The organism is Hymenobacter translucens (assembly GCF_020685205.1).
GTDB classification, from domain to species: Bacteria; Bacteroidota; Bacteroidia; order Cytophagales; family Hymenobacteraceae; genus Hymenobacter; species Hymenobacter translucens.
Genome location: NZ_JAJERB010000003.1, coordinates 421,728 through 435,591, shown reverse-complemented (window position 1 = coordinate 435,591; position 13,864 = coordinate 421,728). Strand labels below are relative to the sequence as shown.

Below are 13,864 nucleotides of genomic sequence, written 5' to 3'. Positions count from 1 at the left end.
GCAGAGGGGTTGTGGAAAGGAAGGTGAGTACGCCAAAGACCGCAACCGGTGGTTCAGGCTGCACGAATATAGCAGCGGCGCTAGTTGGCGCGCAGGTTGTTTACCGGATTGGCGGTAGCGGCCCGCACGGCCTGGTAGCCGACGGTGATAAACGCCACGGCGGCAGCAGTGAGCCCGGCGGCCAGGAAGGCCCAGAGCGGCATGTCGATCCGGTAGGCGAAGTCCTGCAGCCACCGGCTCATGGCCAGCCAGGCTGCCGGAAAGGCAATCAGGGCCGCAACCAGCACCAGCACCAGAAACTCCTTCGACAGCAGCCCCACGATGGTGGCTACGCTGGCCCCGAGCACCTTGCGGATGCCGATTTCTTTTTTGCGGCGCTCCGCCGCGTAAGTGGCCAGCCCAAACAGCCCGAGGCAGCCCACGAAGATGGCAATGCCGGTGAAGATCCACAGCAGCGACTTAAGCTTGTCCTCGGCCTTGTACATGTCGTCGAAGTTCTGATCCAGAAACCGGTACTCAATAGGGCTTTCCGGGCTGAACCGGCCCCACACCTGCTTTACGCCATCCACGGAGCTGCTGAGGTTGTCGCCCTTGAGCTTTACCGCCACCTTCCAGTAGGCCCCGGGAAAGATCTGCAGCACGGCCGGCTCCAGCTTGTCGTACAGGCTCTTGTAGTGGAAGTCCCTGACCACGCCGATGACCTTGCCGGTTTTCAGCGAATCCGGGTTTTTGTCGTTCCACACTTCCCACTGCACCGTTTTCCCCAGGGCCTGGTCCGGCGCGCCAAAGCCGAATTCCCGGACGGCGGTTTCGTTGAGGATAAACGCCTGGTCTTTGTCGGTCTTGCGCTCTTTCGAAAAGTCCCGGCCCGCCACCAGCTCCAGGCCCAGCGTCCGGATGTAGTCGTAGTCCACCATCAGCTGGGTGACGCCGTATTCCTTTTTCTCGCCGTCGGTGGGCACAATCAGGCCGTCGCCAGCCACCTGGTCGCCGGGAAAGCCGTAGCCGATGCTTACCGACGCCACGCCGGGCACCTGGGCCAGCTCGTTTTTGAAGGTTTCGTAGTGCTGACTCATGTTCTGGCCCCGCATGGGAAAGAACATGATCTGGTCGCGGTTGAAGCCCAGGTCTTTGTCGTGCAGGTAGCTTACCTGCCGGAACACCACGATGGCGCAGATGATCAGGAACACCGACAGCGCGAACTGCACCACAATCAGCCCGTGGCGCAGCCACTGCACCCGGCCAAAGATGCCGTCGGTGACCACGGCGCTCTTCAGCACCTTCACCGGCTGGAAGCCCGACAAGACCAGGGCCGGATAGAAGCCGGCCACCAGGCCCACGACCACCGTCAGCACCGCCAGCAAACCCAGCAGCTCCGGATTGCGCAGCAGGTCAAAGGCCATGTCCTTGCCGGTAAACTCATTCAGCGAGGGCAGCAGCAGCGCCGTGAGTACCACGGCCAGCACCACGCTCACCAGCGTGAGCAGCACCGTTTCGCTCAGAAACTGCCCCATCAGCTGCTGCCGGCTGGCGCCCAGGGTTTTGCGGATGCCTACTTCCCGGGCCCGCTGCATCGACTTGGCCGTGGCCAGGTTCACGAAGTTGAAGCCGGCAATCAGCAGAATAAATGCGGCAATAAAGCTCAGAGCCTTGACGTACGTGATGTTGCCCCGGACCGACAAATCGAACTTGAAGGCGGCGGAATACAGGTGCACGTCGTGCAAAGGCTGCAGAAACGGCTTGTCGTTCAGTTCCTCGCCCACCATCGTGGGCTTCACTTTCTCATTGATGTAAGCCTGGAGCTTGGCTTCGGTCTGCCGGACGTCGGTGCCGGGCTTCAGCTTCGCGTAAGTGAAAAACTGGTTCCAGCCCCAGGCCTTCATGCGCGCCGGCGGAATCTGCGCCGCCGCCAGTGGCACGAGGTAGTTGACGTTGAGGTGAAACTTCGACAAGCCGCTGCGTAGCACGCCCGTCACCAGAAAGCTGGACTTGTCTACTTTCAGCTCCCTGCCCACCGGGTTCCCGTCGCCGAAAAAGCGCTTGGCCAGGTTTTCAGTTAATACAATCGAGGTGGGCGCGTCCAGGGCCCCGGCGGCCGAGCCGTACTTGAACGCCAGCGGAAAAACGCCGAAAAAGGTGGAGTCCACGTACAGGCCGTCCTCGACGTAGATTTTCTTGTCGCCGACTTCCAGCAGGCTCGTCGACGCCCGCATCAGGATGCGCATCGTCTGCTCGACCTCCGGAAACTCCTGCCGGAGCGTGGGTGCGAACATGGGCGACACCGAGCTGTACGTTTCCAGGGCATCTTTGCCGGTATGCTCGGTGTACACGCGGTACACCCGCTCGCCCCCGGGCAGAAACTTGTCGAACTGCAGCTCGTCGTGCACGAACAGCCCGATCAGCAGGCAGGCCGTGAGGCCCAGGGCCAGGCCGGCAATGTTGAGAAAGGAAAAGCCTTTGTGCCGGACGAGGTTCCGGTAGGCCACGAGAAGGTAGTTCTTCAGCATAAGGCAAAGCGTGAAGCGGTGAAGGGTAGGAGCGGGTTCTCAGGCGCTGAAGGCCTGGGTCAGGTTTTCGAGCACCACCTGCCCGTCGAGCAGTCGAATCACGCGGTGGGCGTAGCGGGCGTCGTGCTCGGAGTGCGTAACCATAATGATGGTGGTGCCGCCCTCGTTGAGCTCGGTGAGCAGCTCCATCACCTCGTTGCCGTTGCTGGAGTCGAGGTTGCCGGTGGGTTCGTCGGCCAGGATCAGGCGGGGGCTGTTGACCACGGCGCGGGCCACGGCCACGCGCTGCTGCTGCCCGCCCGAGAGCTGCTGGGGAAAGTGGTTGCGGCGGTGCATGATCTGCATCTTCTCCAGCACCTGCTCCACCTTCTGCTTGCGCTCGGCCGCGCCCACGCCCAGGTAGATCAGGGGCAGCTCCACGTTCTCGGCCACCGTCAGCTCCTCGATCAGGTTAAAGCTCTGGAACACGAAGCCGATGTGCTTTTTGCGCAGCTCCGCGCGGCGCCGCTCACTGGTCTGGGCTACTTCGGTGCCGGCAAAGGCAAACCGGCCGCCGTCGGGTTCGTCGAGCAAACCCAGGATGTTGAGCAGCGTGGACTTGCCGCAGCCCGAGGGACCCATGATGGCCACGAACTCGCCTTCCGCCACGCGCAGCGTCACGTTGTTGAGCGCCTTGGTCTGCACCTCGTCGGTGCGGTAGATTTTTTCCAGGTTTTCGATTTCAATCATGGCAGTCGGGCGGTAATGAAAGGGTTGGAAGTGGGGAATGCAGACTTGTTGGGGTAAAGAGTCCTACTCGGACTTGGCATTGAGCAGCAGCTCGCCCATGCTGTCGAAGCCTTCGTAGCTGGAGGTGATGACCTGGTCGCCGGGCTTCAGGCCTTCGAGCACCTCATAGTAGTCGGGGTTCTGGCGGCCCAGGCGGATGTCGGTTTTGTAGGCTTTGCTGCCGTTTTCACTCACCTTGAAAATCCAGTTGCCGCCGGTTTTCTGGTTGAAGCCCCCCCGGGGCACGCGCACGGCCACGGTCGGGTCGCTCAGGGTCAGGCGCACGGGCACCGTCTGGCCCCGGCGCAGGTCGGGCGGCACGGGGCCCACAAACTCCAGGTCGACCTGCAGACCCTGGGTTACCTGCGGAAAAATCTTCTTTACCGTCAGCGCATAGGGCTTGCCGTTCACGCTGATTTCGCCTTTCTGGCCGGGGAAGATGCGCGAGATGTAGTACTGGTCCACGGTGGCGCGCACCTTCAGGCCGGTGAGCATGTCGAGCTGGCCGATGCGCTGGCCCCGGGTTTTCAGCTCCCCGATTTCGGCGTTGAGCGAGGTCAGGCGCCCGGCGGCCGGAGCCTTGATCGTGAGGTCGTCGAGCTTGCGCCGCATCAGCGCCAGGTTGCTTTGCATCCGCGTTACCGACTCCTGCATCTGCCCGATCTGCTGGCGCATGGCCACGGAATCCTGGCGCAGGGCCTGGCGGCTGAGCTGGCGGCGGCGCAGCTGGTAGTCGTAGCTGTTTTTGGTTTGCTGAAACTCCTGGCGCGAAATCACCTTCTCGCTGTAGAGGTTCTGGTTGAGGTCGAACAGGCGCTTGGCCTCGCGCAGCTGGTTGTCGATTTCGGCCTGCTGATTGAGCTGCTGGATGCGGTTTTGCTGCAGCAGATTGCGGGTGTTGTGCAGGTTGTTCATCAGGTCAAATACCGCCGTCTCGCGGTTCACCATCTCGAGCTGCAGGTCGGTGTTGGCGAGCTGAATGATAGGCTGCCCGGCGCTGAGCGTGGCGCCGTCTTCGACCAGGATGCGCTGCACCGTGCCGCTTTCGGGAATGTCGAGGTAGATGGTCTTGATGGGCATTACGGCCCCGTCTACCGGCACGAACTCCTGGAAGGGGCCGCGCGTCACCGCGCTGATGGTGAGCCGCTCGGGGTCGATGTTGAGCTTGGACGGCCCCGCCGAGGACAGCAGGCTGACTGTGACGGCCGCCACGAGGGCCACCACCGCGGCCAGCAGCAGCAGCCGGCCGGTGGTCCAGGTTTTCTTTTTAATCAGTTCGTCCATGCGCTTGGCAGCAATTCGCCCGGCTGGTTAGGGGGCCAGGTAAAAGCAGCGCAGTAAGAACGGTGCCATGATTGTAACTTGTTGCTAGTTAGTCGGTTGTGCTTGTTACGCGGGTTGAGCCCTTTTAAAGTGTCCGGTTTCGATACAGCTGACCGTCCGGTTGTGATACACCGCGCCGGAGTTGGCTGCCTGAAAAGCCGCTTGTTGCCGCTGCCGGGCAGGTTTTCTTACCTTAGTACGGTTTATGGTGGGCCTCCCGGGCCGGGTGCATTTCCAGCCGGGCCCATTCCCAATCGATTACCATGGTTTTGAAAAAGGCGCGCATTCTGGTGGTTGACGACGACACCGATGTGCTGTTTGCCGTGCGCATGCTGCTCAAGCCCGAGGTGCAGGAGGTCGTGACCGAGAAAAACCCCGAGCTGCTGCTTTCCCTGCTCAGCCGGCAGCGGTTCGACGCCATTTTTCTGGACATGAACTACAAAAGCACCCTGGGCACCGGCAACGAGGGCCTGTACTGGCTGAGCCGCATCCGGGAGCTGGACCCCGCCGCCACCGTGATTATGATAACGGCCCACGGTGAAATCAGCACGGCGGTCCGCTCGCTCAAGGCCGGGGCCACCGACTTCATCGTGAAGCCCTGGCACAACGCCCAGCTGCTCGAAACCCTGACCGCGGCCCTGCAGGCCCGCCCCATTGGTAAATCGGCCCCGGCGGTCAGCCCCCCGCGCCGGCCGGCCTCGTTCGCGGAGTTCGACCTGCTGGGCGAGTCGGAGGCCATGCAGGAAGTGTTTCACAAGATTGAGAAGGTAGCGCCCACCGAAGCCAACGTGCTGCTGCTCGGCGAAAACGGCACCGGCAAGGAGCTGGTCGCCAAGGCCCTGCACCAGAAGTCATTTCGCGCCGCCCGGCCCTTCGTCACGGCCGACCTGGCCGCCATGAGCGAGGGAATCTTTGAGAGTGAGCTGTTTGGCCATAAGAAGGGCTCGTTTACCGATGCCCGGGAGGACCGGCAGGGGCGGTTTGAGGCGGCGTCGGGCGGCACGCTGTTTCTCGACGAAATCGGCAACGTTTCCCTGGCCCAGCAGGCCAAGCTGCTCACCGCCCTGCAAAACCGGCAGGTGATTCCGCTCGGCTCCAACACCCCGGTGCCCGTCGACATCCGCCTGATTTCGGCCACCAACGCCCCGCTCTACGAGCTGGCCGCCCGGCAGCAGTTTCGCAAAGACCTGATCTACCGGCTCAACACCGTGGAAATCACCCTGCCACCCCTGCGCGCCCGGGGCGACGACGTGCTGCTGCTGGCCCGGCACTTCGCCGGCATCTACGCCGCCCGCAACCGCAAGCCCACGCCTGCGTTCGAACCCGCCACGCTCGACACGCTCCGGCGCCACCGCTGGCCCGGCAACGTGCGGGAGCTGCAGCACGCCGTGGAGCGGGCCATCATTCTGGCCGAAGGTGACGTGCTGCGTCCCCGGGACTTTCGGTTTTCCACCCTCGAAACCGGTGGGGAAAGTCCGGTGGAGGCCGCCCCGGAAGTGCCTTTGCAGCTCAGCGAAGTTGAAAAAGCCACCATCCTGCGAGTCATCGAGCGGCACCACGGCAACATCACCAAGGCCGCCCGGGAGCTGGGCCTGACCCGCACCGCCCTCTACCGCCGCCTGGAGAAGCATGACCTTTAAGCGCGTCGAGTTCGGTATTGCCCTGCGGCTGATCGGGCTGCTGCTCCTGCTGGCGGCGTTGCTCCAGGCCGGGCAGCGCGGGCACTATGTGCTGGCCGCACTGGCCCTGCTGCTGCTGGCGCTGGCCGTATGGGAGCTGGGCCGGCACGTCACGCGGGGTAACCGGGCGCTGGCCGACTTTCTGCTGGCCATCAAGTACCGCGACTTTGCCCAGCACTACAACGAGGCCCACGTCAACGGCGCCCTGCACGCGGCCTTTAACCAGCTGAACGCCACGTTCCGCCAGCTCAGCGCCGAGCGGGAAGCCCAGTTCACCTACGTGCAGACGGTACTTCAGCTGATTGACACCGGCATTGTCACCTACGACGAGCAGGGGCAGGTGGAGTCGGTGAATGAGACGTTCCGGCAGCTGCTGGAGGTGCCCTACCTGAAGCAGATCAGCGCCCTGCAGCGGCGGCACCCCGGGCTGCTGGCCGCCATCAACGCGCTGGAGCCCGGGGCGGCCACGGTCGTGCGGCTGGTCGTGGGGCGGCGGGAGATGCAGCTGCTGTTGTCGGCTACCCGGTTTCGGCTCCAGAACCGGGAGTTCACGCTGCTGGCTTTGAAAAACGTAAGCCAGACCCTGGAAGAAACCGAAACCGAGGCCTGGCAAAAGCTGCTGCGGGTGATGACCCACGAAATCATGAACTCGGTGGCGCCCATTGCATCCCTGGCCGACACGTTGCGGCGGGATCTGCACCGGGAGCTCAGTTTGGCTCCGCCCACGCCGGGTGCCGACCACGAGCTGCTCGACGACGTGCTGCACGGCATCGGCATCATTCAGCACCGCAGCGAAGGGCTGCTCCGGTTTGCTCAGGTGTACCGCGACTTCAGCACCATCGGCACGCCCCGGCTGGCCCCGGTGCCGGTGGCAGCGCTGTTCAGCACGATTCGCACCCTGATGGCGTCCCACCTGGCCGAGGGGCAGGTAGACCTGCGTACCAGCGTGGAGCCCGCCGGCCTGGAGCTGCTGGCCGATGCCCAGTTGCTGGAGCAGGTGCTGATTAACCTCGTGCTGAACGCAGCCTATGCCGTCCGGCAAACCCCGGCCCCCCGCATCCGGCTGCTGGCCCGGGAAGTGGAAGCCGGCCGCGTCGTCATCGAAGTGGCCGACAATGGCACCGGCATTGCGCCCGAGGTGCTCGACAGCATCTTCATTCCTTTTTTCACCACCCGGGCCGGGGGGACCGGCATCGGACTCAGCTTGGCCAAACAGATCATGCGCCTGCACCGCGGCAGTATCAAGGTGCAGTCGGTCCCGGATGAAGGCACGGTGTTTCAGCTGGAGTTCTGACAAAGCCGGGGGCATAGAGGCAGGGCGCGCATGATGAGCCGGTGCCGGTACCCGCTGGGCTGCCCGCGGTGTAAAATACAGGGACTGATGCGACGGCGCACGATTCCGGCCTTTGTCGGCCACCTTGCGGGGCCCAAACCCTCCGCTGCCTGGCTGCGTTGAAAGCTGAACAGTAGATGCCCAGTGGCCGGCCGTAGCTGCCCCCTGTTCTCACCTTTCCACATCCTGCCCATGGAACCCTCCAATCAACTTACGCCCGTCCAGCCCGGCCCTAATCCGGCCCGGAACGAGCCGCCCGCCAAAGGAACCACGGACCCGGGCACCAGTCAGGACGCACAGCCCCAGGGGCCCAGCCCCGATGCGGCCCCCGCCGAGCCGGTGGCCCCGCCCGAGCCCGTGACCGACCCGGAAGCCCCCGACGGCTCAGCTGACCCCGGCACTGACACCCGCTCCGACGGCGACGGCGACACCGATACCGGCCCTAGCACCGCCGACGCCCAGCCGCTGTAGCAGCGGCAGCCGGCGCTGGTATACTCAGCAGGAGAGGAGCTTACTTTTTTCGAATACCTGGCCATACCCGCAATACCCGGCTGCGCCCACGTATTTTCCTAAGCCCTCACGCCAACTCAGCCCGCGCGGCCGGGGAGGTGAATCCGGAAGGTGGTGCCTTCGCCCAGGGTGCTTTCCACGTCGATGTGGCCGCCGGCCTGCTGCACGATGCGGTTGACAAGGTACAAGCCCAGGCCCGAGCCGTTCACGTGGTCGTGGAAGCGGCGAAACATCTGAAACAGCTCCGAGCCGTAGCGGCTCATGTCGAGCCCCAGCCCGTTGTCCTGTACCAGCAGTACCACTTCGCCCTGCCCGTCCCGCTGCGTGGCGACCCGCACCCGGGGCGTCCGGCCGGGCTGGGCATACTTAAGGGCGTTGCTGAGCAGGTTGTAGAGTACGCTCTGCAAACCCAGGCGCGCAAAGTACACGACCGGCACGGCATCGAAATCCAGCTCAAACTCCGCCCTGGTCGCGGCCACCTGGGAGTGCATGCTCTGAATAATGCCCTGGGTGAGCGGCAGCAGCGCCACCGACTCGGCCCGTAGCTGCTCGGTGCGCCGGCCGGCCTGCACCACTTCGGCCAGTCCCTGAATGGTACTGTGAATCTGGGACAGGGCCTCTTCAAACATTCGCACCAGCCGGGCCGCTTCGGGGTCGTGGAAGGTAGCTGTGCGCTTGAGTTCCTCGAACACCCCGGCCATGTTGTTAACCGGCTGCTTCAGGTCATGCGAGGCCGTGTACACAAAGTTGTCCAGGTCCTGGTTCATGCGGGTCAGCTCCTCGTTGGCCTGCCCCAGCTCGTCATTGGTGGTCTGCACGTCGTCGTGGGCCTTGCGCAGGTCCTTGTTGGTGGTAGCCAGCTTCCGGCTGGTAAGCTGCAGCGCCTCGGCCAGCCCCCGCTGCTGGTGAATGTCGGTGATGGTGCCAAACCACTTCAGCACCTGGCCCTGCTCGTCGCGCACCGAGAGGGCGCGCACCATAAACCAGCGGTAGGCGCCGTCGGCGCGGCGCAGCCGGGCTTCCTGCAGGTAAGGTTCCCCGGTTTGCAGGGCCTGCTCCCATTTTTCCTGAACGAGCGGAAGATCGACGGGATGGTAGCTTTGCATCCAGCCCCGTCCCTGGGCCTGCTCGGGCGACGAGCCGGTGTAGTGGTACCACTGCTCATTGTAGTAGTCCACGTTGCCGTCGGGAGTAGCCGTCCAGACCATGTGGGGAATGGCATTGGTGACGGTCCGGAATTCCTGCTCGCTGCGCTCAATCTGCCGGCGGGCCAGCACCTGCGCGGTCACGTCGTAGGCAAAGACCAGAATGCCGTCGATGGCACCCTGCTCGTCGAAGCGGGCCTGGTATACAAAGTTGAGGTACACATCCTCAGGCGTCTCGTCCGACTGCCGGGGCAGGCGCAGTTTCACTTCCTTGCCCTCGTAGGTTTCCCCGGTCTGGTACACTTGCCGCAGAATGCCCAGGATAGGCTCTGACGTGAACTCAGGCATAACCTTTTCCAGCGGATGCCCCAGCAACGTCCGGCCGGGAAACAGCTGCTGGTACTGGGGGTTCACCAGCTCATACACCAGATCGGGGCCGTCGAGAATGCAGATAGCGGCCGGGGCCTGCATAAAGAACCGCTCGAGGCGGGCCCGCTGCCGCTCGGCCTCAGCCAGGGCCTGCTGGGCTTCGTGGGTGCGGTGCTCTACCCGACCTTCCAGCTCCCGGTTGAGCTGCTGCAGGGACTGCTGGGCCAGGCTTAGCTCTTCGATGTTGGCCCGGGTTTCCTCGTTGGCGGCCTGTAGCTCCTCGTTGGTGCTGCCCAGCTGCATGTTCAGGGTCTGGAGCTCGAGCTGGGCGTCTTCAACCTGCTGCCGGGCCCGCACCAGGGTCGTGACTTCGTAGGCAAACACGAAGATGCCGTCCACGTTGCCGGTGCCGTCGTGGGTGGGCTGGTAGATAAAGTTGTAGTACCGCTTTTCCAGCTCCCGGGGGTGGGTGTTGTCGTGGTCAAGCTGAACCAGCATTTCGTTGGCGTGGTAGGTTTTGCCCGTATGGTACACCTCATCAAGCAAGTCGAAGATGGGCTGGCCTTCCAGCTCGGGCATGGCTTCCCGAATGGGCTTGCCCAACAACGGCCGGTTGCCCACCAGCCGCTGGTACTGACTGTTTACCAGGCGAAACACGTGGCCGGGCCCCTCAAAAATGGCAATCATGGCCGGGGCCTGCATGAAAAACCGCTCCAGGCGGGCCCACTGCTGCTCGGCCTCGGCCCGGGCCACCTTCTCCTGGCCCTGACTTTCGCGCAGCGCCACTTCCACGGCCGTGCGGTCGTGGTCGGCGGTGTCGGTAAAGCTTACCAGCAGGCCGGCCCCCACCCGCCGGGCCGAGAGGTGAAAGTAGTTGTCGAGTCCGTCGGCCTGGTAGTTTACGCTAAAGCGTCCGGGCTGCCCCGACTCAAATGTGCGGCAGTGAAAATCGAAGACGCCGGTCGCCAGGGTGTGGGGAAACAGGGTCAGGTAGGATTTCTGGGGCCGGGCGTCGAGGTTCAGGATACGCCGGGCCGCCGGATTGAGCAGCTCAATGGTGAGGTCAATGATTTGCCCGCTGCCCGCCGGGTCGTACACCGGCAGGTACAGCGCTACCCCGGTCAGGGACGCCTCAAGGAGGCCAAACGCCAGCTCCTCGGCCGGAAATGCCGTCAGCACATCGGCAGTTAAAGAGGACAGGGTACCGGCAGACTGGGACATGAGAACAAAAAGCAGCGTCAAGAAACCGCCGGATCCGGCAGTTGTCGAAAGTCAATCAACCGGCAAGATACTGTACAGAGCGCTAAGTACGAACACGTAGGGGCCCCGAAAACCAACTCCGGATGCTGTGTACGACATCCACGCGGCCTGGATGCCTACTGTTCAGCTTTGCTGCCGGCATCCTTCAAGCCGGGGCTGCGCCTGCGGCGGGCGTGAAATAATGCTTAGTGCCTGGATTGGCCCGATTGGGCGGACGACCCCGGTAGGTCATATTGCCTGCGCAAACCAACCGCCTATCTTTCAACGATTATTCCCGGCCCCTTACTGTGTTTTGTATGTATCCGCTTTTATCCGCAACGGTCTGCTTCCGCCCTGGTGAACGCGCCCGTCGTCTGCTACTGCTGCTGGCCTTGCCGCTTATGCTGCTGGCTGGGGCGGCCCGGGCCGCCGCGCCGGCCGCCTTATCATCCGCCGGGGCGGCAGGCCGGCCGCTGCGCGAGGCGCTGAACTCCGACGGCACCCTGAAAGCCGGCTCTCAGGGCTCTTTTACGGCCAGTGGCTATACGCTGAGTACCGATGGCACCGGCCAGCCTACGTTTCGGCCGACCAGCTCAACGGCCGCCGAAAGCCTGCTGGGCCCGGGCGACGAATTCTGGCAGAACGGCTTCGGCCTGCCCGGTGCCAACGGTCCGGTCGGCTGCGTGGTCCGGGCTTCGAATGGCGACCTCTATGTCGGTGGACTTTTCACCGGTATCGGCAATGTGGCGGCCAGCCGCGTTGCCCGGTGGAACGGGACGGCGTGGAGCAGTCTGGGAGCGGGCCTGAACGGTGAGGTGCAGGCGCTGGCGCTGGACGCAGCCGGTATCCTGTACGCGGGCGGCGTATTCACCCAGGCCGGAGGGCGGGCAGCTTCCCGCATTGCCCGGTGGGATGGCACGGCCTGGAGCAGCCTGGGGGCAGGAACCAATGGAAACGTTCACGCGCTGGCCCTCGATAACGCGGGCAACCTCTACGCCGGAGGAAACTTTTCCGCCGCCGGGGGCACGGCAGCCAATCGGATTGCGAAATGGAACGGCAGCAGCTGGAGCGCACTGGGCGCGGGAATGGATGGTGAGGTGCAGGCGCTGGTTGTAGATGCCAGGGGCAGCGTCTACGCCGGTGGGTCTTTTCTGCAGGCCGGGGGCACTGCCGCGAGCCGCGTTGCCCGGTGGGACGGCACCGCGTGGAGCAGCCTGGGTAACGGCCTTTCGGGAACCCTGACAAATCAGACGGTGATGGCACTGGCTGTCGACGGCAGCGGCAATGTGTATGCGGGGGGCTACTTCAGCCAGGCGGGTACCGTGGCAGCCAACCACATTGCCCGGTGGGACGGTGCTGCCTGGAGCGCGCTGGGCGCAGGGACAGGTCTTACCGTGCGGACCCTGGCTGTCGACGGCAGCGGGAATGTGTACGCCGGGGGCTACTTCACCCAGGCCGGGAGCATCGCCGTCCGGCACCTGGCCAAATGGAACGGGACGGCGTGGAGCAGTATGAACACGCAAACAAACAGCGTGATAGGCGGGCTGGCGGTTGATGGCAGCAGCAACCTATATATCGTCGGCGCCTTTACCGAGGCAGGCAGCGGGGCAGCCATGCACGTGGCCCACTGGAATGGCAGCAGCTGGAACGCGCTGGGCAGCGGACTGGACAGAAGAGTGCACGCGCTGGTACTGGATGGGCAGGGTAACGTGTACGTCGGCGGCTATATCAGCCAGCCCGGGAACCCGGCTTTTTCCCGCATTACCCGCTGGAACGGCACCAGCTGGAGCAGCCTCGGAACCGGAATGAATGGATCGGTCCTGGCTCTCGCGCTTGACCCCGCCGGCAACCTGTATGCCTCCGGACGATTCTCAACAGCCGGGGGCGTGGCAGCAAACAATATTGCCAAGTGGGACGGTACCAGTTGGAGTGCCCTTGGCGCCGGAATTGACGCCCAGTTTGAGGTAAGCGCCCTGGCCACCGACAGTCGGGGCAACGTGTATGCGGGAGGGCTTTTCAACCGGGCCGGGGGAGTCGCGGCAAACAACGTGGCCATGTGGAATGGGAGTGCCTGGAGCGCAATAGGTACCGGCGCGACCGGGGACGTGTTGGCCCTGGTCGTGGATGGCAGCGACGATGTGTATGCAGCCGGTAGCTTTCCGGCGGCGGGAGGCGGGACCTCAAGGGGCGTGGCCAAATGGAACGGCACTGCCTGGACTGGACTGGGTACGGGCTTGCGAGACCTGGTCCTGGCCCTGGCCGTGGATGGCAGCGGTACCTTGTACGCGGGGGGCGTGTTTAGTCAGTCGTCCGGCTCGGTTGCGAATTGCGTTGCCCGCTGGGATGGCACGGCCTGGAGCAGCCTGGGGAGCGGCCTGAGGGGTGAAGTACACGCGCTGGCCGTCGACGGCCGCGGGAATGTCTACGCCGGGGGACTTTTCAATCAGACCGGAACCGGGTCCATTATCGGAAACAACGTTGCCAGCTGGAACGGTACCACGTGGAGTGGACTGGGCACCGGCCTGAATCATTTTGTGCTTGCCCTGGGCGTTGACGGCCCCGGCAACGTGTACGCCGGGGGGACCTTCACTACCACGGGCGACGACTCGAAGGTGACGGCCTACTTCGGCATCTACTCGCGGCCGGGAGTGTTGAGAATGGCCCCGGCCGCGCTGAGCGCCCAGGTAGCCTTGTATCCGAATCCGGCCGGCAAAACAGTATGTGTCGTGCTGCCAGCCACCCTGAACCGGGAATCGGCGACGACAGAGTTGGTGGACGACATGGGTCGCGTCGTGCGTACGCAGGTGCTGCCGCCAGCCGGAACCACGGCGCGCCAGCTCGCCCTGGGCAGCCTGCCGCCAGGTCTGTATCTGGTTCGGATTGCCACGCCGCAGGGACTGATAGTCAGGAAGCTGCTGGTTGAGTAAGCGTTAAGCGACGGCCCCGTCAGCCGATAGGGCTGCTTGTGGAAGCCCCTTGCAGGAGCGGGTT

8 protein-coding genes are annotated in these 13,864 nt (G+C 64.0%); 4 read left to right on the top strand and 4 right to left on the bottom strand.

Features of this window, described 5'->3' with window-relative positions:
* Window positions 1–80 precede the first annotated feature (80 nt).
* The 3 genes from LJY25_RS09030 to LJY25_RS09020 all read right to left on the bottom strand — a co-directional run bounded on the left by LJY25_RS09030 (window position 81) and on the right by LJY25_RS09020 (window position 4,559).
* On the bottom strand, window positions 81–2,507 hold the full coding sequence (locus LJY25_RS09030; RefSeq protein ID WP_227607996.1) for an ABC transporter permease: 2,427 nt from the start codon (window positions 2,505–2,507) through the stop codon (window positions 81–83).
* 39 nt (window positions 2,508–2,546) lie between these two features.
* Complete coding sequence (locus tag LJY25_RS09025) at window positions 2,547–3,236, bottom strand: ABC transporter ATP-binding protein (protein WP_227607995.1); 690 nt, start codon at window positions 3,234–3,236, stop codon at window positions 2,547–2,549.
* A gap of 63 nt (window positions 3,237–3,299) precedes the next feature.
* Window positions 3,300–4,559 (bottom strand): efflux RND transporter periplasmic adaptor subunit, encoded by a 1,260-nt coding sequence (locus LJY25_RS09020; RefSeq protein WP_227607994.1) that lies wholly within the window; start codon window positions 4,557–4,559, stop codon window positions 3,300–3,302.
* A 302-nt stretch (window positions 4,560–4,861) separates the two neighbouring features.
* Here LJY25_RS09020 and LJY25_RS09015 point away from each other — a divergent pair, with 302 nt between their 5' ends.
* The 3 genes from LJY25_RS09015 (at window position 4,862) to LJY25_RS09005 (ending at window position 8,081) form a co-directional block, all read left to right on the top strand.
* Window positions 4,862–6,238 carry a sigma-54-dependent transcriptional regulator gene (locus LJY25_RS09015; protein WP_227607993.1) on the top strand — a complete coding sequence of 459 codons (1,377 nt, stop codon included), beginning with the start codon at window positions 4,862–4,864 and terminating at the stop codon, window positions 6,236–6,238.
* Complete coding sequence (locus LJY25_RS09010; protein WP_227607992.1) at window positions 6,228–7,571, top strand: sensor histidine kinase; 1,344 nt, start codon at window positions 6,228–6,230, stop codon at window positions 7,569–7,571. The genes LJY25_RS09015 and LJY25_RS09010 overlap by 11 nt, the downstream gene beginning before the upstream one ends.
* A gap of 231 nt (window positions 7,572–7,802) precedes the next feature.
* Window positions 7,803–8,081, top strand: a complete 279-nt coding sequence (locus tag LJY25_RS09005) for a hypothetical protein (protein WP_227607991.1) — start codon at window positions 7,803–7,805, stop codon at window positions 8,079–8,081.
* A gap of 116 nt (window positions 8,082–8,197) precedes the next feature.
* Here the strand turns inward: LJY25_RS09005 and LJY25_RS09000 are convergent, their stop codons facing one another.
* A complete protein-coding gene (locus tag LJY25_RS09000) occupies window positions 8,198–10,855 on the bottom strand; it encodes a PAS domain-containing protein (RefSeq protein ID WP_227607990.1) in 2,658 nt (885 codons plus the stop codon).
* Window positions 10,856–11,190: 335 nt separating this feature from the next.
* Here LJY25_RS09000 and LJY25_RS08995 point away from each other — a divergent pair, with 335 nt between their 5' ends.
* Window positions 11,191–13,800 carry a T9SS type A sorting domain-containing protein gene (locus tag LJY25_RS08995; protein ID WP_227607989.1) on the top strand — a complete coding sequence of 870 codons (2,610 nt, stop codon included), beginning with the start codon at window positions 11,191–11,193 and terminating at the stop codon, window positions 13,798–13,800.
* The last annotated feature ends 64 nt before the right edge of the window (window positions 13,801–13,864 follow it).